Raw genomic sequence first — 23,876 nt, forward strand, 5'->3', positions numbered from 1 at the left:
CACTGACATGATAAATTAGTGGTTAGCTATATTTTTTTACTTTGCAACAGAACCCTTATTTGTATGTAATGCCTTTTTTTAATAGTATATGAAGTCCTCTGCTATCTTTCCAGTCTAGTAAACAAAAAATAAATCAGTATTTTTAATAAGGTACTATTTTTTTAATGACATATTAAATCTATTAATGAATTGTTCATGTTCAATTTCATTCGCATAATCCTTTTGTAATTGTAACCTGGTTTGATATGTTTTACTACTATTAGCCATTTTTTTCAACATTACTGTCAAGTTATTAATGTATTTTTCCATAACAATATTTTCAGGGGCTGTAAACATACGATTATGTGCTTCATCATGGGTTGCAAATATCACCATATCATTTTCAAATGCTCTGCTGACTGCATCCAATAGCTCATTACCTTTATTATTATCGAGATAAATATCACATTGTTGATATAATGATTCAATTGTTTCTTCGTCTGCCACTGGATACAATCGAACATTATCAAATTTCACTAATTCTAATAATTTATTAGACATTTCTGTAATAGCCGCTATATGAAATTGATAGTTGCTATTGTTTTTCACTAATTCTTCAACACAAGACAATTGGTCTGAATTTGTTAAAGTTAATATATTTCTACTAAACTGGTTTTGTTTTCGATAATCATAAAGGTAACCACCTCTATGTACTTTATCTCGTTCTCTATCATCAAGTCTTTGGCATATTGTTAGATATTCAATACTATCAGGTATCATTACAGAATAATTTCTATTTAGATATTCATCAAACATAAGTTTCATATTTCCAGGTACGTTACCATGGCTGTTTTCTTGCCAAACGAGAATTCCTTTTCCAATTGTATCCATTCTATATAACGCGATAAAAGGCATCGCTAGTGAATTAAAGATAACTACATCCAAATCTACATTGAGTTGTTTTAAATAATATATGACAAATGATTCTTGAGACTTGAAAAAGTGTGTCTCGTTTTTCCAATTTAATACATAGTCTCCGGTCACACAATTTTCATAGATAATTTCTTTGCCTAGACGATCAAAGTACTTTTTCATTATAGCTTTACCAGTCAAATCATAGATAACCTCAGCAAATTTAAACCCATTCTTATTATAGAAATCAACTGTGCGTAATCGTTGCTTATTATCCAACCACTCAACTCGACTTACAATACGAGACTTGAAATTAGGTTGATAGAAAATTTTACCTCTAACTTCTCCTAAATTTTTTATTTCACCCATATCATTTGTACCTGTAATTTCCCAGTAAGTTGGCACCTCTACTTCATTAAAGAATAAAGGATTATCACTTGGGTTAGTTGGATTTTGAGCAAAAAATTGGTAAGGAGAGGTAACATCATCTGGTAAAAAACCGTCATCCTCTAAACAAATTGTCAAATGTTGATATCCTGCAAGTTTCAATGAACGGTGTAATAATTGTGATTTAAAATGATAATTATCAAATATATTAATCATGTAGCACCTCTTTAATTAGCATATCCCATTTTTCTACTATTTTCTGAGTTAAAAATTCACTAGCAATTTCATATGATGTGCTTTCTGGATGTTTAGGCCCATTTTTAAAATATTTCACAATATATGAAGCTAGTTCATTAATCTTTTCTTCTTTATCTGCAGATTCTATATTTTCAGACATAAGATATCCATTTTCACTATTACGAATAAATGTTGGATTACCATAATTAACATTAAATCCAATCATTCCTAAGCCAGAACCCACAGCCTCCATTAATGTCAAACCGAAACCTTCACTTTGTGAAGCAGATACAAATAATTCATACTTTGAATAAACGTCCTGCAAATTAACATGGCCCTTTAATGTAATATAGTCTTGTGCATTATTTTCATAAACAATTTGTTCTATTTTATCTTTTTCTCCACCTTGACCATATATATCAAACGTTAATTTAGGAATCTCTTTTTTGGCTTTCACAACTGCTTTAGCAATCCAGTCTACATGTTTCTCTTTAGCTAGTCGTGATGCTGTTATCATTGAATATGGTCGTCTCTTTTTCTCTGGATAAATAAGTTGATTTAAGCTACCGACAGGAACTGTTCTGATTAGTGGATTATCATGAGTATATTTAGAAAAATGTTGACTTAAAATACGATTTTGTAAGTCGGTCGCAGTAATAAAGAAGTCCACAAATTTTGCATTTCTAAATTGATATTCATAGTAGTTATTCCACAATATATTATCGCCATCAGTGGCATTATCACTAAAGTGTTCTGCATGAACTACCACACCTAATTTGCTAGCACCTTTATTTTGTAATACTGCTTGGCCAATTTCTGTAGCTCTATCTAGGATTACGATATCTCTATTTGATAAATTTAATTTATTCAAGAAATATGCAACAAATTCTGCTTTACTATAGAGTTGTGCATCATTAAAGACAAAGACACTTTCTTTATCATCTATATATTCCTTATATGCAATTGTTCCATCTTCATTGTAAAACTGTCTCATATATATCTTGGCATAATTTTGATAAGGGGAATAATATTCAGAAAAAACTCTTGTATAACTAAAGAAATCTTTTCTTACTAAATAGCCTTCAAGGACAAACTCCACTCTATCTACATAATTTTTATCTGCATTTTTCATATAGCACGTTGCAAAGGAACTTTTATCACCATCGAAATACAATCTTTTGATTTTACCGTTATCCTCTATTTGAGTAATTTCGTTACCGATTTCACCCATTAAATCATCTAAAGTATATGTTGTTGGTGCAATTTTTATATTACTAAAATATTGATATAACCAAATTACTTCATCATCTTTAAACCCTAAGTTATCAGTCAATGTTTGGATATTTTCAGAAGATATGAAATCTAAAAAAATAAATTTTACATTTCTATCCAACTGTCTCAACAAATTAGCTCTATATGCTTGTGCATATTCAATACCACTACTTGCCCAGCCTATTCCAAAATTTATATTATATACAGTCATAGTATCCCCCTCTTATTTTATGGGAAATAAATCATAAGATCTCCATGTTTATCAAACGTTATAATACTTAAACATAAATTTCTTATAATATTTCTCTTTAATGTAATTGTCATAGCTTCATATGACTCTAATGCAACTTTATGATATTCATATACGGCATTTCTTTGACCATTTTGGCGATTATTAACACTAGCTTTTAGTTGCTGAAGATAATCGACTTGTTCAATCCATGCTATATCGATTGCTTTGATAATTGATTTTTGAATGAAACGTAATATGAAATATGGGTCTGCTGCTTTCTTTTGATTATCCCCAAATTGCTGCATAAAATGTTGTATTAAAAAATTAATAATTGATTCTTGGTTATATACATCTATTTTTTCGATATTCGATTCAAAATTGAAAGATAAGTTTTTATAAACATAATTAATTACATCTTTTTCATCATTTATATTAAAGTTTTTTAAATCTCTTCTAAAAACATCTTTCGCCAATTCCTTATAATCAAATTGGTTTTTGTCAACCATATCTAAAATTAAATCTCTTTCTTTATAAATTAAATCTCTTTGTACACTTATACTTTTTTCAAATTCATTAGCCATTTCACGTTGAACAATGGAAGTCTCTTCTGAAACAGTTTGTGCTTTATTTACAATATTTTTTACTCTCAATTGGAAAATTTTACTATTTTCCAAAGTTTCACTACTAATTTGATTCAACTTGTCGTTCTCTAGCAGTTTAGATTGGCTCCACTTTTTAACAATGTAATCATCTAATGATACAAATATTTGAGATACACCAGGGTCACCTTGTCGACCAGCGCGTCCTCTTAGCTGTCTATCTACACGACTATTTTCCATGTGTTCATTAATAATCACCGCTAAGCCACCAATTTCATGAACACCTTGTGCCAATTTAATATCTGTACCACGTCCTGCCATACTAGTAGCCACAGTAACTGATTCTCTATTGCCTGCTTCTGCAATCATTTGAGCTTCTTTAGAAACATTTTGAGCAATTAATAGGTTATTAGGTATATCTAATTGGAATAGATTATCCGAAAAATATTCAGCTGCTTCTGCAGTTCTAGTTATTAAAAGAACTGGCTGAGATTTTTGGTTTTTTTCAACTATAACATCAATGATAGCTTGATTTTTTTCTTCCATATTTGCGAATACTCTATCTTCCAAATCTTGTCTCTGAATAGGTTTGTCGGTGGGAATCTCAACTACAATTTTCGAATATAACTCAAAAAATTCTTTTTCTCCTTGTTTGCCTGTACCAGTCATTCCAGCAAATTTGTCAAAGAGTTTGAATAGGTTTTGGAATGTAATTGTAGCCATCACACTCTTATCAATAGATAATTCAACATCTTCCTTAGCTTCAATTGCTTGGTGCAAACCTGACTGTAATTTCGTACCTGGAAGCATTCGCCCCGTAATCCTATCTATTAACACAATCTCTCCATTTGATACAAAATAGTCTAAATTGTAATCAAATAGATACTTTGCTCTCAATGATAAATTGATAATACGAACCAAATCAAAATTACTTTCATCATATAGATGGTGAACTTTAAAATAGTCATTCGCTTTATCAATACCCTGTTTTTTTAGCCAAATTTCTTTTTTATTTTTATTTAGTTTAAAATGTTGCCCATCTTTAAGTGTATGTACAAATTCTTTTACAATATCAAATAAATTAGATTGCAATCGTGGTGCACCGGATATAACTAGTGGTGTTTGTGCTGCATCTAAAATGATTGAATCAACTTCATCTAAAATTGCAAAATGTAATTCAGGTAAAAATTTAGTTCGCTTGTGATCTGCTAAATTATCTGTAAGATAATCAAAGCCCAAACGCCCATTTGTAGTATAAATGATGTCATGTGCATATAGTTTTTGCTTTTCACCAGCTTCATATTCATAGTCTGGAATGTCTATAAATCCCAATGATGTAGTTAAACCTAACCATTCATACAATGGTTTCATTTCCATGCAATCTCTTTTGGCTAAGTAATCATTAGTCGTAATTAAAAATGCTCTTTTACCTGTTAATGCATTTAAATATAAGGGCATCGTTGCAGTTAGAGTTTTTCCTTCTCCAGTTTGCATTTCTGCTATATTTCCCTGATGCATTACTATAGCTCCTAGTACTTGAACATCTTTAGGGTACATGCCTAATACACGATAGGCAGATTCTCTTACCACAGCATATGCCTCTGGCAAAATTTGATCTAATGTCTCTTTAGATTCTATTATTCTCTTTTTAAATTCTTGAGTTTTTGCTTTTAATGCTCCATCAGTATATTCAGAAAAAACATGACTCATTTTATTGATACTATTTAATGTTTTGTTTAGTTTTTTTAACCGCATTTTATTAATAGTATTCTCAAATTTACCTGTCATTTGGACACCTCTTTCTGAATTTTATATTTTATTGTGTCTGATTTTATCAATCGTTTTACTAATATCAGTTAGTATAGTTGAATGACTGCTCTCTACATGTTGGTCTTCAATAATAGTTCGGTAAAATTGTAAATGCTGAAATCCAGCATTCATTAATTCAATCTTATAAGAATAGGCATCTTTTGGATATTCAAACTCAATATCATCATCTTCGATAATCATAGTTTTAATTTTTTCACCATTCTTTTTATATAAAATAATTTTAAAATACACTGATCTTTCAGGTATGACATCATAATCAAACTTAATTTTATAATTGTTCCCTTTTTTCAATAGCGGTAATGAAGGCACTTGTTTATTAGTTATATAATTTGATAACATGTTCCATTCATGTATCACCATTCCTGAGGGCATCAAAGAATTGTCCATACTGACAAAATTATTATTAAATTTTAGCTTAGCTCCATACATAAAAGTATTTTTATGTATCTTTTTCCAGGTGATATCAAATCGCTTATTTTGGTTCATATTACTCTCTCCCGAATTGATTATTTAAAATAATATGATAAAAGTTTACGAACCAACTGGTTATCGTTGCTGAGTCATCATTATGCCTACCAGGCACGCCTCGTGTCATGACATGCGTTTTGGATTCTCCTAGCACAGATATTAAATCATCAAAGGCTATATCATCATAATCATCATTTTGCATATATGCGATAGCAAAAGTAGTATTTTCAAATTCATTTTGCTTAAATTTTTCCCAAAAACGCATATTCAAATGATTGATATTTTCCTTACTAAATGTGCCTTCTTGTGACATCAAAATGTCTAGTGCTGTTCCAAAACCATTGGGTCGTTTTAGTTTCATATTTTCAGCAATTCTACCAACATTCAGTAATGGCTTACCAACAATCACAGCTCTCGGGTTTAATTGTGCACTATAGTATAATGCGCCAAATGACCCCATCGACAGTCCAGATAATATCAAATCATCTTCTTTAAAGTTTAAATATTCCAATGTTTCTTTAATAACTTTTTTTATGCTATTTTCATAGCTTTCAGATCCAAGATAGAAGGATCCACCTTCGATTCTAGGATCCCCAATAAGTAGAAATGGAGCATCTAGACTATTCATCATAAAATACCCTTCAAACCCTTCTAATGAACGATAACCACTAAAATATACATTTAATGGAGGCTTTAAATCGCCAGGATTGAAATAGTGTATATACTCTTCGCCATTTTCATCGTTATAACGTTGACCACCCATTATAAATTGACCCATCTCTGCACGAGACCACCTTTTATGGATTGCCCTAAGATGTACAACACCTGTTCCCTTTGCTTTTACTACTATAGAAATGTTTGCATCATAAGATCTTGGCATCAATTCCAAAGGCTGTTTTAAATCATCCTTTGTCAGGGTAATAACATCTTTCGTATGTTCTAATGAGCCAAATGGGATTAATCTAATTATATATTGGACATCAACATTTCCCTCTACAAAAAATTCTGGCCATAACTGTATCATCATATTCTTATCGTAAACTAAGTTTTGGTTCCAGCTAACAATTGGCGTATACAACTCTCCAAAATTTCCAGACAAAACGAGTTCCTTGTTACCAAAGTACTCAAATTCTCCTTCAAAATTAGGATTTACCTCTCCTTTAATTGGCGAGACTTTATCTCCGTATTGCTTAGTAAAAGCGCCCGCTTTTAATTTATGATGCAACTCATCTGTTGATTTATAAAATAATGGTTTAATAAATTTATATTTTACTCGAGAATCATTTTCGAATTGAAAATCCCAGTATTTTTCATCTACATAAATCGTATATGGTTCTCCCACTATTTCAATAACTTTCATCAATTCTTTAGAATATGTTGTTTGAATAAATACTAAATTAAAGGAACCAACTTCATCTATTAAATTTTCAATTGCTTCTTCATAACCACTTTCAAATGTGAATAGTATTGGATCAAGGTAATCGATGTACACGTTTTTTTTATCATGGAAAATAGGTTCTAGATCTTCTCCACCGATTTGCAATATGTTAAATTTTCTAGCCATATAATTCTCCTTTTATCAAACGGTCCACTTCTCTTATTATCTTAGTCGAACTAAATTCATCTACTAATTTTATGGAATATGCATAAGAATAATTCCAGTTTTTCAAACTTAGTAAGAAGTAATCTAACGCCCGTATCATATTAGATGAACTTGGTATTATTACTCCGTTTACATTAGATGTCACATAATCCGTTTCTATCATATTAATTTGAGGTACTCCTGCACTGATTGCGCTAATTTGCAGATATAAATCTGGTTCATCACCCAAATCTATAACTACTCTTAATTGTGACATTACTTTAATTAAATCTTCTTCAAATAAGACCGATTCAATTTTAATTATTTTTATAAATTCCATTTCTTCTTCTAACACATCAGCCATTTCTTCACTTAAAGTTCTTTGTTCTTCATTATATAATTCATTTTTTTCTTTTACTATGTCTGATAACCATTTTGGTGTTTTGCTTGTTATATCTTTCATTAAAATAGTAACTCTATAGTTTTCTTTATTTTTAATATAACTATATAACTGATCTATTACAGGTTCTACTACATCTCTTGATAAATTATCTATCCAAAAACCAATATGCACATCATATAACTGAGAACTTATATTTGGAATTTTTTCAGTATCAAAGGGTGTAATTCTAGACATTTTCATGTCAATTGAATTGTTATTAAAAATAAGACTACATTCTCTTTCATTTTCTTTTGTGTCAACTAAACAACTTTTTGCAGGTTGCATGGATTCAATTAAATATGGGGTTATTTCTCTATTTCTATTTGAAAATAGAGAAAAACATAATTGATTTGCTTCAAAATAACGTGTAATTAACTGATTGTGTCTTTCATCGGAAGCAGCAATAAAATCATCTGATTGTGTTATTTGATCTTTATAAAATTTTTCAACAATCTCTTCTATTATTTCCAACATATTTAAATATTTACTATGGTCTAATAAACCTTTAACTGGATTATTAACTAATACTTCTCCTGTTATTAAGTTCTCAGTTAGAATCTTTTCCCCTAATACATTTAAATAAATTTGTTCAACCTCAGTATTATTTTCATATTTAATAATTGAAGATATAAACCCTCTATCGTCAAATATCATCTTTTGTTGTTGCAATCCATTTTCATATTCATGTATATGAAGTACATATCCCTCTTGATTAAACGTAATTTGAGAATACGTATTTTCACCTATAACTGTTTCTACCATAAACGGCGAATATACAAACTCTGTATCTTTAGGCCAATTCAAATCTAAATAATCAATAGCTCTAGGTAATGTGTTTGGAGCACTTTGTAACACATCAAAAACAGACCAATAATCACTTTCAAATAAATCATGTCTATGTAAAAACAACCTTAAATTAGGTGAATAATTTAATACTAGTAACTTATATTCATAACCATTTTTCTTATGCATAGACATTAAGCTAATCATGTCATCAAAGTCTGTTTTATCCGGCTTATAATAAAAGGGAAGAGTATTGTCTTTCCACAATTTTTGTCCACTATACCACGATGGTATAAAATATCTCATTAAAAATTCCTCCCTAATATTTGTCTAATATGCTTTTATATCTATTAAAATAAGAATATGCTCTTAATGTTTCAGTTATACTTATACTAATATAAATCACTATAATAAGTTGTATTGAAAAATATATTTCTTTTGAAAGTTCTGGAACCAATAATGAACAATATAAGGGTATTGCTAAAATCAATGTCACAGTAATTGAACCAAACCAGCAAATTCTTCTTGCTTTTATATTTAAATATCGCTCAGTTTCTTCGCCAGGGCTAATACCTGCAAAGTAATTTCCATTTTTTAAAAATTCTTTAGATTTTCTTTTAGTATTAATCAAAAATCTAGATAGTAAGTATCCAAAAATGATTTGTATTACAATATATACTGTAATACCTACAGGATTATCAAATCCAAAAATGGATACATTCATTTCCTTATTCAAAAGTAATTTTCCAATTAAGTTAATAACACTATTTAACAATAGAAACAAAGATAAACTTATCATTATAGATATACTCCCTGCTGGATTTAATTTCCAGGCAAGATATGAATGTGAAGTTTGTGTAGACATATTCATTATATCTTTATAATGAAGTCGATACTCTGATAGTTCTATATAGAGAAGTATTAGCATCGCTATAACTAGTAATCCAATCACAATAAATAATGTTGCTGTTACATTTATACTAGATAGTTGTTGATGAAATAAAGATTTTATCAAACTCATTAATACAATTGGCATTGGTCCACCAATTCCATAATTAATATTTTGATCAGCTAACCAGACTAATAGTAATGTCCCTGTTAATAAAACTAATACAAGTAACAGAATATTTGTGCTCTGTATTATATTATTCTGAATATAGGTATGGATAACATAGTATGCTTGTATCATTGCTATAAGTATTGTTAATAGTCTTTCCTTTATTTGTTTTTCCGAACGAGTCTGCTTAACAATATTATCTACATCTCTATAGTTGAATAGCATGATAATAATCATTGCTGTTAGCCACGGTCCTAACCCCAATGAAAATATGTTCAATGAACTTAAATCTCCACCGACATTTGAAACAGCTAATTTAAAAAAGCTATCATGGTTGGATTTAATTGATTCATTACCAATGATAGAAATATTACTTCCAAGTATATATATAAAAAGAATGAACATTGTAAAAATAATTCTTTTGTGTAAAATCTTGAATTCTTTATTTTTTAACATATTTTCACCTAAAATTCTTATATTTTAATATGAGTGCAAAGAGGCTAAAAACATAGTTGATTTACTATCATGTAAATTCAACATTATGTCTTAGCCCCTTTGTTTTACTTCATATTATTATAGATTAAAATCTATTATTATTTTTATCTTCTTTATTTTTACGTGATCTTTTTATTAAACCTAATCCAGCAAGTAATGAGAGAACAGCTCCCATTAATCTGTTTGTATTATTAGCATCATTGCTATTACCAGTTTCAGGAAGTTCTTTATTTTCATCACTATTATCTTTGTGACTTGATTGTTGGGCTACATTAGATGCGTTTCTACTTTCTTCAGTTGATGTACTGTTAGAAGTTGCATTCGAATTGACATTTGACGCACTATCTGAAGCACTTACTGATGCTGAGTCAGATTCACTTACTGACGCTGAATCTGATGCACTTACTGACGCTGAGTCAGATGCGCTTACTGATGCTGAATCTGATTCACTTACTGATGCTGAGTCGCTCGCACTTGTTGACGCACTATCTGATTCACTTACTGACGCTGAGTCAGATTCACTTACTGACGCTGAATCTGATGCACTTACTGATGCTGAGTCAGATGCACTTACTGACGCTGAGTCAGATTCACTTACTGATGCTGAATCGCTCGCACTTGTTGACGCACTATCTGATTCACTTACTGACGCTGAGTCAGATTCACTTACTGATGCTGAATCGCTCGCACTTGTTGACGCACTATCTGATTCACTTACTGACGCTGAGTCAGATTCACTTACTGACGCTGAGTCAGATTCACTTACTGACGCTGAATCTGATTCACTTGTGCTTAGTGACGCACTATCTGATTCACTTACTGACGCTGAATCTGATTCACTTGTGCTTAGTGACGCACTATCTGATTCACTTACTGATGCTGAATCGCTCGCACTTGTTGACGCACTATCTGATTCACTTACTGATGCTGAATCGCTCGCACTTGTTGACGCACTATCTGATTCACTTACTGACGCTGAGTCAGATTCACTTACTGATGCTGAGTCAGATTCACTTACTGATGCTGAATCAGATGCGCTTACTGACGCTGAGTCAGATTCACTTACTGACGCTGAATCTGATGCGCTTACTGATCCTGAATCTGATTCACTTGTGCTTAGTGACGCACTATCTGATTCACTTACTGACGCTGAGTCAGATTCACTTACTGACGCTGAATCTGATTCACTTGTGCTTAGTGACGCACTATCTGATTCACTTACTGATGCTGAGTCAGATTCACTTACTGACGCTGAATCGCTCGCACTTGTTGACGCACTATCTGATTCACTTACTGACGCTGAGTCAGATTCACTTACTGACGCTGAGTCAGATTCACTTACTGATGCTGAATCGCTCGCACTTGTTGACGCACTATCTGATTCACTTACTGATGCTGAATCGCTCGCACTTGTTGACGCACTATCTGATTCACTTACTGACGCTGAGTCAGATTCACTTACTGATGCTGAGTCAGATTCACTTACTGATGCTGAATCAGATGCGCTTACTGACGCTGAGTCAGATTCACTTACTGACGCTGAGTCAGATGCGCTTACTGATGCTGAATCTGATGCACTTACTGATGCTGAATCTGATTCACTTGTGCTTAGTGACGCACTATCTGATTCACTTACTGACGCTGAGTCAGATTCACTTACTGATGCTGAATCTGATTCACTTGTGCTTAGTGACGCACTATCTGATTCACTTACTGACGCTGAGTCAGATTCACTTACTGATGCTGAGTCAGATTCACTTACTGATGCTGAGTCAGATTCACTTGTGCTTAGTGACGCACTATCTGATTCACTTACTGATGCTGAGTCAGATTCACTTACTGATGCTGAATCAGATGCGCTTACTGACGCTGAATCTGATTCACTTGTGCTTAGTGACGCACTATCTGATTCACTTACTGACGCTGAGTCAGATTCACTTACTGACGCTGAGTCAGATTCACTTACTGATGCTGAATCGCTCGCACTTGTTGACGCACTATCTGATTCACTTACTGATGCTGAATCGCTCGCACTTGTTGACGCACTATCTGATTCACTTACTGACGCTGAGTCAGATGCGCTTACTGATGCTGAATCTGATGCACTTACTGATGCTGAATCTGATTCACTTGTGCTTAGTGACGCACTATCTGATTCACTTACTGACGCTGAGTCAGATTCACTTACTGACGCTGAATCTGATTCACTTGTGCTTAGTGACGCACTATCTGATTCACTTACTGACGCTGAGTCAGATTCACTTACTGATGCTGAGTCAGATTCACTTACTGATGCTGAGTCAGATTCACTTGTGCTTAGTGACGCACTATCTGATTCACTTACTGATGCTGAGTCAGATTCACTTACTGATGCTGAATCAGATGCGCTTACTGACGCTGAATCTGATTCACTTGTGCTTAGTGACGCACTATCTGATTCACTTACTGACGCTGAATCTGATGCACTTACTGATGCTGAGTCAGATTCACTTACTGATGCTGAATCAGATGCGCTTACTGACGCTGAGTCAGATTCACTTACTGACGCTGAATCTGATGCACTTACTGACGCTGAGTCAGATTCACTTACTGATGCTGAATCGCTCGCACTTGTTGACGCACTATCTGATTCACTTACTGACGCTGAGTCAGATTCACTTACTGATGCTGAATCAGATGCGCTTACTGACGCTGAGTCAGATGCGCTTACTGATGCTGAATCTGATTCACTTACTGATGCTGAGTCGCTCGCACTTGTTGACGCACTATCTGATTCACTTACTGACGCTGAGTCAGATTCACTTACTGACGCTGAATCGCTCGCACTTGTTGACGCACTATCTGATTCACTTACTGACGCTGAGTCAGATTCACTTACTGACGCTGAGTCAGATTCACTTACTGATGCTGAGTCAGATTCACTTACTGATGCTGAATCAGATGCGCTTACTGACGCTGAGTCAGATTCACTTACTGACGCTGAATCTGATGCACTTACTGACGCTGAGTCAGATTCACTTACTGACGCTGAGTCAGATGCGCTTACTGATGCTGAATCTGATGCACTTACTGATGCTGAGTCAGATGCGCTTACTGACGCTGAGTCAGATTCACTTACTGACGCTGAATCTGATGCACTTACTGACGCTGAGTCAGATTCACTTACTGATGCTGAATCGCTCGCACTTGTTGACGCACTATCTGATTCACTTACTGATGCTGAATCGCTCGCACTTGTTGACGCACTATCTGATTCACTTACTGACGCTGAGTCAGATTCACTTACTGATGCTGAGTCAGATTCACTTGTGCTTAGTGACGCACTATCTGATTCACTTACTGATGCTGAGTCAGATTCACTTACTGATGCTGAATCAGATGCGCTTACTGACGCTGAGTCAGATTCACTTACTGACGCTGAGTCAGATGCGCTTACTGATGCTGAATCTGATGCACTTACTGATGCTGAATCTGATTCACTTGTGCTTAGTGACGCACTATCTGATTCACTTGTGCTTAGTGACGCACTATCTGATTCACTTACTGACGCTGAGTCAGATTCACTTACTGATGCTGAATCAGATGCGCTTACTGACGCTGAGTCAGATTCACTTACTGACGCTGAGTCAGATGCGCTTACTGATGCTGAATCTGATTCACTTACTGATGCTGAGTCGCTCGCACTTGTTGACGCACTATCTGATTCACTTACTGACGCTGAGTCAGATTCACTTACTGATGCTGAGTCAGATTCACTTACTGATGCTGAGTCAGATTCACTTACTGATGCTGAATCAGATGCGCTTACTGACGCTGAGTCAGATGCACTTACTGATGTTGAGTCAGATGCGCTTACTGACGCTGAATCGCTCGCACTTGCTGATGTTGAATCAGATGCACTTACTGATGTTGAATCAGATGCACTTACTGACGCTGAGTCGCTTGCGCTTACTGATGTTGAATCGCTCACGCTTACTGATGTTGAATCAGACGCGCTTGTTGACGCTGAGTCAGATGCACTTACTGATGCTGAATCGCTCGCACTTACTGATGTTGAGTCAGATGCGCTTACTGACGCTGAGTCAGATGCACTTACTGACGCTGAATCGCTCGCACTTACTGATGTTGAATCAGACGCGCTTACTGACGCTGAGTCAGATTCACTTACTGATGTTGAGTCAGATGCGCTTGTTGATGCTGAGTCGCTCGCACTTACTGATGTTGAATCAGATGCACTTACTGACGCTGAGTCGCTTGCGCTTACTGATGCTGAGTCAGACGCGCTTGTTGACGCTGAATCGCTCGCACTTACTGATGTTGAGTCAGACGCGCTTGTTGACGCTGAGTCGCTTGCGCTTACTGATGTTGAATCGCTCGCGCTTACTGATGTTGAATCAGATGCACTTACTGACGCTGAATCGCTCGCACTTACTGATGTTGAGTCAGATGCGCTTACTGACGCTGAGTCAGACGCGCTTGTTGACGCTGAGTCAGATGCGCTTACTGATGTTGAATCAGACACGCTTGTGCTTAGTGACGCACTATCTGATGCGCTTACTGATGCTGAGTCAGATGCGCTTACTGACGCTGAGTCAGATGCACTTACTGATGTTGAGTCAGATGCGCTTGTTGATGCTGAGTCGCTCGCACTTACTGATGCTGAGTCAGACGCGCTTACTGACGCTGAGTCAGATGCACTTACTGATGTTGAGTCAGATGCGCTTACTGACGCTGAATCGCTCGCACTTGCTGATGTTGAATCAGATGCACTTACTGATGTTGAATCAGATGCACTTACTGACGCTGAATCGCTCGCACTTGCTGATGTTGAATCAGATGCACTTACTGACGCTGAGTCGCTTGCGCTTACTGATGTTGAATCAGATGCACTTGTTGACGCTGAGTCAGATGCACTTACTGATGTTGAGTCAGATGCGCTTACTGACGCTGAGTCAGATGCACTTACTGACGCTGAATCGCTCGCACTTGTTGACGCTGAGTCAGATGCACTTACTGATGTTGAGTCAGATGCGCTTACTGACGCTGAGTCAGATGCACTTACTGACGCTGAATCGCTCGCACTTGCTGATGTTGAATCAGACGCGCTTGTTGACGCTGAGTCGCTTGCGCTTACTGATGTTGAATCAGATGCACTTTGTGAGTTTGCAGTACTTGTTGACGCGCTTTGTGAGTTCGCAGTACTTGTTGACGCGCTTTGTGAGTTCGCAGTACTTGTTGACGCGCTTTGTGAGTTCGCAGTACTTGTTGACGCGCTTTGTGAGTTCGCAGTACTTGTTGACGCGCTTTGTGAGTTCGCAGTACTTGTTGACGCACTTTGTGAGTTCGCAGTACTTGTTGACGCGCTTTGTGAGTTCGCAGTACTTGTTGACGCGCTTTGTGAGTTCGCAGTACTTGTTGACGCACTTTGTGAGTTCGCAGTACTTGTTGACGCGCTTTGTGAGTTCGCAGTACTTGTTGACGCGCTTTGTGAGTTCGCAGTACTTGTTGACGCGCTTTGTGAGTTCGCAGTACTTGTTGACGCACTTTGTGAGTTTGCAGTACTTGTTGACGCACTAGTTGGATCTGTTACAGTCACTTTTTGACCATTAAAGAAGTTTGTCCCACCTGTCACAGATGTAGAGTATGGGTTAAATGTAAAAGAAGTGTCTCCACTAGAATTGATAGGAACTGTCCAAGTTGTGGTTAAACCATATCCTTGTTTAGCTTGGGCTCCATTCATTTGGTAGCCGTTTGCCCAAGTATATCCACTACCCTGTTTGTTTATATTAGTTGTGTTTGCTCTTGGATTACTAACTTGAGCACCTGTTGAATCGGTAATATAACTTGTCGCTGTTGAAGGTGTTCCATATGCACTACCTAGTGTAAACATCGTTTGATTAGTTGTTCCTGTGTTGTATATTGCGTAACTATTAGACAATGCTGTAGGTCTTTCAACCGTCGTAGTAGCAGGATTATCATAAGTAACTGTATACGTAAAAGTCATAGACGTTCCATTATTTACAGTTGTTAATTTATAATAAATTGGAATATTATAATTTGTATCAGTCCCTGCACCTGTATAAGTATTTGTAGTTGAAGTTGCTGCTGCTGCTGCGAATGTTGTTGTTGCCAATCTACTAAATGTTCTTAAATTAATTGCTGAGGTACTATTTGATGAAGAATTACTATCATTAGTAGCAACTGTTGAACCAAAATCTGTACTTGCAGCACTGTCTTTGCTTTCTGTACTTGCAGCACTGTCTTTACTTTCTGTACTTGCAGCACTGTCTTTACTTTCTGTACTTGCAGCACTGTCTTTGCTTTCTGTACTTGCAGCACTGTCTTTGCTTTCTGTACTTGCAGCACTGTCTTTGCTTTCTGTACTTGCAGCACTGTCTTTGCTTTCTGTACTTGCAGCACTGTCTTTACTTTCTGTACTTGCAGCACTGTCTTTACTTTCTGTACTTGCAGCACTGTCTTTACTTTCTGTACTTGCAGCACTGTCTTTGCTTTCTGTACTTGCAGCACTGTCTTTACTTTCTGTACTTGCAGCACTGTCTTTACTTTCTGTACTTGCAGCACTGTCTTTACTTTCTGTACTTGCAGCACTGTCTTTGCTTTCTTCACTTGCGGCACTGTCTTTGCTTTCTGTACTTACGGCACTGTCTTTGCTTTCTTCACTTGCGGCACTGTCTTTACTTTCTGTACTTACGGCACTGTCTTTGCTTTCTTCACTTGCAGCACTGTCTTTACTTTCTGTACTTGCAGCACTGTCTTTGCTTTCTTCACTTGCGGCACTGTCTTTGCTTTCTTCACTTGCGGCACTGTCTTTGCTTTCTTCACTTGCGGCACTGTCTTTGCTTTCTTCACTTGCGGCACTGTCTTTGCTTTCTTCACTTGCGGCACTGTCTTTGCTTTCTGTACTTGCAGCACTGTCTTTGCTTTCTTCACTTGCGGCACTGTCTTTGCTTTCTTCACTTGCGGCACTGTCTTTGCTTTCTTCACTTGCGGCACTGTCTTTGCTTTCTGTACTTACGGCACTGTCTTTGCTTTCTTCACTTGCGGCACTGTCTTTGCTTTCTGCACTTGCGGCACTGTCTTTGCTTTCTTCACTTGCGGCACTGTCTTTGCTTTCTGTACTTACGGCACTGTCTTTGCTTTCTTCACTTGCGGCACTGTCTTTGCTTTCTGTACTTACGGCACTGTCTTTGCTTTCTTTAGTAGATGTTTGATCGCCTACAGTTGTACTATTAGAACTTATTTCTGAAGTTACCGGCGTTTCTGATGCAGCAAACGCTTGATGATCATTTAGCATATTAAAAGTAAAAGCCCCACCAATAACTGCCGATGCTTTCGAAATATTTTTTTTCATATTGTTGCTATTGCTATTCGCATTTACGTCTTCTTTATCTGTAATTTTTTGACCATTGAATGGTAAACCCATTGCTCTAAGTAATTGAATTTCTTTAATGCTAGCTTTAATCCAACTTTTACCTGACTTATACAATCTCACTCTTGCTTTTTCTTCTTTAAAACTTTCTTTAAACCGTTTGATTTTTTTAGTCATAATTCCCTCCATAAATTGAATCATTTGACTGAAAATTTTTATCACCTTAATGGTTCATGACAGCTACTTTAGGTACGTGCTGTAAAAGTTCCGATTCATTTAGTTGTACATATGTCATGATAATAATGGTTCTGTTGCAAAGTTAATTTTATAGTATAATCTTAACAAAAAGGAGTATGCTGTATGAACTATTTCAGGTTCTGTTGCAAAGTTAATTTTATAGTATAATCTTAACAAAAAGGAGTATGCTGTATGAACTATTTCAGATATAAACAATTTAACAAGGACGTCATCACTGTAGCCGTTGGCTACTATCTAAGATACGCGCTGAGTTATCGTGATATATCTGAAATACTAAGAGAACGTGGTGTCAACGTTCATCATTCAACGGTCTACCGTTGGGTTCAAGAATATGCGCCTATTTTGTATCAAATTTGGAAGAAAAAACATAAAAAAGCCTATTACAAATGGCGTATTGATGAGACGTACATCAAAATAAAAGGAAAATGGAGCTATTTATATCGTGCTATCGATGCAGAGGGGCATACATTAGATATTTGGTTGCGTAAGCAACGAGATAATCATGCAGCATATGCGTTTATCAAACGTCTCATTAAACAATTTGGTAAACCTCAAAAGGTGATTACAGATCAGGCACCTTCAACGAAGGTCGCTATGGCTAAAGTCATTAAAACGTTTAAACTGAATCCTAACTGTCATTGCACATCCAAATATCTGAATAACCTCATTGAGCAAGATCACCGTCATATTAAAGTAAGAAAGACAAGATATCAAAGTATCAATACGGCAAAAAATACTTTAAAAGGTATTGAATGTATTTACGGTCTATATAAAAAGAACCGCAGGTCTCTTCAGATCTACGGATTTTCGCCATGCCATGAAATCAGCATCATGCTAACAAGTTAACACAAAGTATTATTTTAAAATTGAGCTCAGACATTTATTTTTCAACTTTGCAACAGAACCATTTTGTTCATCTCCAATTACAATCGTAATTTATCAAAAGGGCTTTAGTGTGTTTAACAACTACATAACCATCCATCTGATATTTGATTATTTTTTACTTAAATAACTCTTCGAAATTATTTTCTAATTTAAAAATCATTATCCTTTCACCTGTTTTTGTGCTTAAATCAGTATGAAAACTTACTACACATTGCATAGTTATGTTCTGTATTATTTCTTTCAATTCATTTACACCAGACTCAACAAGGTTCGTTCTAACACTTTTAATACTTAAGTAACTATTTTGGCTATTAGCTACTTTATACTCAGCTGGCGTTAGAATTCCTTTTAAGGTAATAATTATCATATCTCTAAAAATGTCTGCTTTAACAGCCAATGATCCTCTACCGAGGTATTCTTTCTCCCAGTGAGTTATTGCTTTACTAATTTCTGATTCATATTGACCTTTTGATTCTATCATAATAATAGCTCCTAAATTTATTTTATTAATATATTTACATCATTTGGAATAAGTGGATGATATTTAACAATCTCAACAGAATTTTCAACGCTGTCATCTAAAAACCAGTCATCTAAAGTACTTTTAAAAAACTCTGGTGAGCAATTTTTAAAGTGATATTCAATTATAGAATTACGTTTAATTCTTTTTTCACTATAAGATATGTTTAAACCACTTTTTAGAAAAACTATATCTTTAATATTATATTCGTAAATTGATACGATGATTGATTTCATAATCTCATCGAAAGGATCAGTAATGGTTAGATTAGCAATTTGAATGTTAAAAATATTTTCTTCACCGTAAAGTTTAATATACTTTTGTAATTTATTACTATAATCGATTATATCAGTTATAATTAATATTTTTTTAGTGTCTCTCATGTAATTTTATCCACCTTTTCATCTACCATTTTATCCATTCATTATTTTCAGTAATGTTAATAAGTATTAACCATTCATTTTCAATTTTTTGCTTAAATTTAGTGTTTACCTCAAAGAGTTTATAAATATATTCCGTTGGTGCTTGTATAACGATAGTTAATCTAATCGGTGAATGATACATGCTACAGTCAGATTTCATAACTGATTGCCATGGTAACCCAATTAATAAATCGCTCGAATTACCTTGCATAACGCCTAAACCAGAAGTTATACTTTGGGTTATTTTATTTCCACTACCATAAATATGGGGAATCACAGTTGAGGCGTAATATTGTAGATTAATCCATTGGGTAACTAATGCAGGTCCAGAAATTATATTATTTAAGATATCAACATTTTTATCTTTCTTCCAATCATAATCATGCAAAAATGTTCGTGCTTTTAAATTAGCATTTTTGGTTAATGTTCGTTTCCCTATTATAAACGAAGCATTTTTAGCTAATCCCCACTCTGGCCTTATTTCACTCCAATCAGTTGCCCTTTTTGTTGCTTCATTTTCATCGAAATTTTTATTTATACCTGGTAATTCTGCAGTCCTCTCTAATGAAGTCTTATTTCTTATATCTGGTAGACACTTTTGAAGTGTTTTCAATGATTCATTTGCTTCTTCTGAGAGATTAGGTAAATATATCCATTTTAGTTCATCTAATGAAGTTATATGTTCAGCAGCTATAAACACCGTGTCTTTTGGAATATTTATGCCCTTTTTATTAAGACCATCTCTTACGATTGAAAGATTGCAGAGTGTTGCTAAAGTTTTTGCATTAAATGCACTAGAGGCCCCTCCGCATGCACCGCATTGTAATGAAGCATCATAAGGGTTGTTTTGTGATTCACTCCCATGACCGCACAGGACTATCAAAGGCGCAAAATCTTTGTCTAGTCCCATGGTTTTTAGGGATTGATAAGTATATTCAATTTTTTCTGAATCTGAGAATCCAATCGGTAATTCTGAATTAGACTTTTGACGATCAATAGTTAAAGTCGTATCAGGTAGTTTTAGAAATTTTTCTTTAACCTTTTGTTTAATTTCATTGCTTTTTTTAGGAATCATACTTTTAAAAAACGTGAAAAGTCCTAAGAATGGACCACTTAACTCAGGTAAAAGTAAACTAGGGAAAGTATTACTCTTCATTAACTTAAATGTATATAACACTGAATTAGTGAAGTTTTTCTTTTTAAAATAATTATTTTCGTTAATAGATTCTCTAATTTGATATTTAGGTTCCGACATAACAGGCAATGAACTATGAGGATAATCATGCATAACTGTGTGTTTTTGAATTGGCAGTCCAAAGAATCCTGCAACACCTATTGTTTCAAAAGAATCGTATTTATCAATTTGTCGACGAAATGGTTCTGAGCGTACATCTATACAAAAAGCTAATTGACACTTAACCTTTTTGTTAACCGTATTATCTTTGCTGCTAAGTATTTCGTTTTTTAAATTTTTTATATATGTTTCTTCCCATGATTCTAAACATACTTTTCTGGCAAAGATATCGTTGAAAAAACTTGAAAATTCAATATAATTCTTTTTGGTAGATGTGGATAGTTCTTGCCATTTTTCAACACCTAAAATGTTATATTCAAACCAATTTCGTACTGTTTTAATCGAATTTTCTTTTTGCATTTCTATTTTTTCAACAAATTTGGATTGAAGTAAAATATATTCATTAACAATACGTACCGCTAAATACTCAATTAATAAATCTGGATACTCTTTGTTTTTCTTAGAATGCCATAACATCATACCGGACCATCCTGGAAGAGCTAACAAATGATGTTCGAAATATTCAACGTAATCACTATCATCTATTTGAAGTATGCCTATAATATAATTAATACTATCTAAAGCACTATCTGGTAACTCATCTATTAGAATTTTTTGATTTTTATTAAAAAAAGAATTATAAGTAGCTAATTTTTTCCAAGACTTAAAAAATTCATTCTCTCTACCAGGCATTGACCAAGATGACTGATACTTATCTAAAAAGACTTTACTCCATTTAATTGTCTCTTTGTCAGTTAATTTAGATACCGGTGCATTAGATATATAATAGCTATCTCCAAAATGAAACTTTCTTTTCGTATAGTATAAATCTCCCTCTTTTTTTATTTCATTTATTAGTATATTTATTTCATCGTCACTAAGCCTTTTATCTGAAGTAGTTCCTAAATTATTCAAGAGGTTATTTATAAAGCTTTTAGCATGTTCGGAACAGACTTTACTTTGATAAGAGTCATAATAACTCCAAATTTTAGCTTTCAGGATGTTCTTATCAATCTCCCCATTTTTAATCGCTTCTGTAATGAGATTAAAATTAGGATAAAGATCTATGTTATGATTCGTTTTAAATTTTTGAGCTACTTGATGAAATGAATGATCTTCTAGTTTTTCCCAAGGATTTATAGCAGCAAATATTTTAAGTGGCGATAGTGGCATGATTACTTTACTTGCTTCTTCAATACTTTTTTTTATTTTTAACATATCATTCATTATAAACTGTCTCTCCTTTTATCAACTAGATACGATGGGTGACTTTCTATCGTACTTTCGCTTGCCTCTCCAAGCTCTAGAACCTTTATATATAACTTATAGGAAATAGGATGATTAGGTTTATACATCGTCCATATATTCAATATGTTTCCAGATAATAGTATAACTAATGTGATTATTAAGCTCAGTAGCGATGGATGATATTCATAAAAGTTATTAGAATATAATACTGTAGCAAAAAAGTTATGAGTAAGAATATATATTGAGCAAACAAAAATCATTGTTGCAAATCCTAAAATTCTTCCAATTACACCGCTACCATACGCGACTAGTTGTTTCCATGCTACTGAGAGTGAAAAGTAAACTACGGTTGCACTTACGAGTGTATAAAAACTATATTGATTAACATTCCAATATATAAATGCAATTAACACAGAAAAAACTTTGCCTACGGTAACTAATACATAAGGATACTTTACACTTGCATTAGAAGGATTCTTAGTATGTTCTAAAGCAGATCCTGATTGTAAAAATAAAGTCGCTTTAAATACACCATGTAATATTAAATGTATTATTGCTGCAAGATACGCACCTAATGCACATTGAATTAACATAAATCCCATTTGGCTCATAGTAGAACCAATAAGTTGTCTTTTATAATCCACATGAACTAAGCTTATGCCTGATCCTATCAAGACAGTTAGACTAGATATAATTAACAAAATAGTCATCGATATTTCATTAGCAACTATAAAAGATAATTTACCTAAAATAATTCCTCCAGCATTCACTATCCCAGCATGCATGATAGCAGAAACAGGTGTAGGTGTTGCAGCTGTTTCTATTAACCATCTTTGAAATGGAAATTGAGCTGCTGGAATTATAACTACAAAAATCATTAGTAAACTAATTATTATTTTTACACTAAAAGGTAAATCTACCGACTTAATTGAAGATATAGCCCAACTTTTTGTATAAATAAATAATAATATAGTAGCTACTAAAAACGATATCCACGATGCTAAAAAAATATAAAATGTTGTTCTAGCTACGCTTCGAGCAACTTTCCACGTTTTATTTAACCATATCAGTGACACTAGACATAATAAGGTCCCCCCCCAAAAGAGGAGCATACTTCTAAGATCATCTGACAACCAAGCAATACTTGCAAAAGTAGTTATAGTAGTAAACAAAAAAAAGTACTTTCTATAATTTTTATTGCCTAAGAGGTACCTTATAGAAAACTTTTGTATTATAAACCCTATTGAAAATATAAAAACAGATAACATAATGGACAGTGAATTAAAAGATAAAGGCCCTACTGAAGTTTCCTGCCTAACGAAGACAAGTAACAATATAGAAGCTATTATAGGCATAAAGGTCAACACTATATGAACTTTTATGTAAGTAAGATCTACCTTATGAAATATAAAAGCTAAACCACTTACTATTAATAAAATTAAACTTATAAAAAATATAGCAATAAAAAACATAATTAATTCTCCTTAAAAAGGGCTCGCAATTTATTTATAAATAAATTGCGAGCCCTAACCAAACTATTATAAAAATAGAATGTATATTGCTCTTTCGCCATTTTTTATCTAA

The 23,876-nt window shown here is 34.2% G+C and carries 14 protein-coding genes and 2 pseudogenes; 3 read left to right on the top strand and 13 right to left on the bottom strand.

The window, feature by feature from the left end:
• Positions 1 to 153: 153 nt before the first annotated feature.
• From gtfB to ACF3N8_RS01940, 8 genes and pseudogenes are all read right to left on the bottom strand, one after another.
• A complete protein-coding gene (gene gtfB, locus ACF3N8_RS01905) occupies positions 154 to 1,494 on the bottom strand; it encodes an accessory Sec system glycosylation chaperone GtfB (RefSeq protein WP_009385248.1) in 1,341 nt (446 codons plus the stop codon).
• The gene (gtfA, locus tag ACF3N8_RS01910; protein ID WP_013730024.1) at positions 1,487 to 2,998 is read right to left on the bottom strand and encodes an accessory Sec system glycosyltransferase GtfA; all 1,512 of its coding nucleotides are present in this window, start codon (positions 2,996 to 2,998) and stop codon (positions 1,487 to 1,489) included. The genes gtfB and gtfA overlap by 8 nt, the downstream gene beginning before the upstream one ends.
• Before the next feature lie 17 nt (positions 2,999 to 3,015).
• A complete protein-coding gene (gene secA2, locus ACF3N8_RS01915; RefSeq protein ID WP_238101197.1) occupies positions 3,016 to 5,406 on the bottom strand; it encodes an accessory Sec system translocase SecA2 in 2,391 nt (796 codons plus the stop codon).
• 21 nt (positions 5,407 to 5,427) lie between these two features.
• Entirely contained in the window at positions 5,428 to 5,934 is a 507-nt protein-coding gene (asp3, locus tag ACF3N8_RS01920; protein ID WP_009385232.1) for an accessory Sec system protein Asp3, read from the bottom strand.
• 1 nt (position 5,935) lies between these two features.
• Entirely contained in the window at positions 5,936 to 7,480 is a 1,545-nt protein-coding gene (asp2, locus tag ACF3N8_RS01925; protein ID WP_009385233.1) for an accessory Sec system protein Asp2, read from the bottom strand.
• Positions 7,473 to 9,029, bottom strand: coding sequence for an accessory Sec system protein Asp1 (gene asp1 / locus ACF3N8_RS01930; protein ID WP_009385234.1), 1,557 nt, complete (start codon positions 9,027 to 9,029; stop codon positions 7,473 to 7,475). Before asp1 ends, asp2 begins: the two co-directional genes overlap by 8 nt.
• Positions 9,030 to 9,042: 13 nt before the next feature.
• Complete coding sequence (gene secY2 / locus ACF3N8_RS01935) at positions 9,043 to 10,236, bottom strand: accessory Sec system protein translocase subunit SecY2 (protein ID WP_238101195.1); 1,194 nt, start codon at positions 10,234 to 10,236, stop codon at positions 9,043 to 9,045.
• Between the two features lie 124 nt (positions 10,237 to 10,360).
• Positions 10,361 to 10,504: pseudogene (locus ACF3N8_RS01940) on the bottom strand (LPXTG cell wall anchor domain-containing protein); the annotation flags it as partial.
• A 97-nt stretch (positions 10,505 to 10,601) separates the two neighbouring features.
• Between ACF3N8_RS01940 and ACF3N8_RS01945 the strand changes: the two are divergent.
• The gene (locus ACF3N8_RS01945; protein WP_392450140.1) at positions 10,602 to 15,878 is read left to right on the top strand and encodes a hypothetical protein; all 5,277 of its coding nucleotides are present in this window, start codon (positions 10,602 to 10,604) and stop codon (positions 15,876 to 15,878) included.
• A gap of 633 nt (positions 15,879 to 16,511) precedes the next feature.
• On the top strand, positions 16,512 to 17,507 hold the full coding sequence (locus ACF3N8_RS01950) for a hypothetical protein (RefSeq protein ID WP_392450142.1): 996 nt from the start codon (positions 16,512 to 16,514) through the stop codon (positions 17,505 to 17,507).
• Between the two features lie 257 nt (positions 17,508 to 17,764).
• Here the strand turns inward: ACF3N8_RS01950 and ACF3N8_RS01955 are convergent.
• Positions 17,765 to 17,866, bottom strand: a pseudogene (locus ACF3N8_RS01955) (hypothetical protein); the annotation flags it as partial.
• A gap of 228 nt (positions 17,867 to 18,094) precedes the next feature.
• Between ACF3N8_RS01955 and ACF3N8_RS01960 the strand changes: the two are divergent.
• Positions 18,095 to 18,769, top strand: a complete 675-nt coding sequence (locus ACF3N8_RS01960; protein WP_103370613.1) for an IS6 family transposase — start codon at positions 18,095 to 18,097, stop codon at positions 18,767 to 18,769.
• Positions 18,770 to 18,923: 154 nt separating this feature from the next.
• On the opposite strand, the gene ACF3N8_RS01965 is transcribed toward ACF3N8_RS01960, so the two are convergent.
• The 4 genes from ACF3N8_RS01965 to ACF3N8_RS01980 are packed head-to-tail and all read right to left on the bottom strand — an operon-like array spanning position 18,924 to position 23,764.
• Positions 18,924 to 19,289: a DUF2294 domain-containing protein gene (locus tag ACF3N8_RS01965; RefSeq protein WP_009385253.1), complete on the bottom strand. Its 366-nt coding sequence runs from the start codon at positions 19,287 to 19,289 to the stop codon at positions 18,924 to 18,926.
• Positions 19,290 to 19,306: 17 nt separating this feature from the next.
• Entirely contained in the window at positions 19,307 to 19,711 is a 405-nt protein-coding gene (locus ACF3N8_RS01970) for a carbonic anhydrase (protein ID WP_009385252.1), read from the bottom strand.
• A gap of 22 nt (positions 19,712 to 19,733) precedes the next feature.
• Complete coding sequence (locus tag ACF3N8_RS01975; protein ID WP_238102224.1) at positions 19,734 to 22,271, bottom strand: DUF2309 domain-containing protein; 2,538 nt, start codon at positions 22,269 to 22,271, stop codon at positions 19,734 to 19,736.
• On the bottom strand, positions 22,271 to 23,764 hold the full coding sequence (locus tag ACF3N8_RS01980) for an NADH dehydrogenase subunit 5 (protein WP_009385250.1): 1,494 nt from the start codon (positions 23,762 to 23,764) through the stop codon (positions 22,271 to 22,273). Before ACF3N8_RS01980 ends, ACF3N8_RS01975 begins: the two co-directional genes overlap by 1 nt.
• Between the last annotated feature and the right edge of the window lie 112 nt (positions 23,765 to 23,876).

The sequence above is a fragment of the Staphylococcus massiliensis genome (assembly GCF_043186315.1).
In the GTDB taxonomy this organism is placed as follows: Bacteria; Bacillota; Bacilli; order Staphylococcales; family Staphylococcaceae; genus Staphylococcus; species Staphylococcus massiliensis.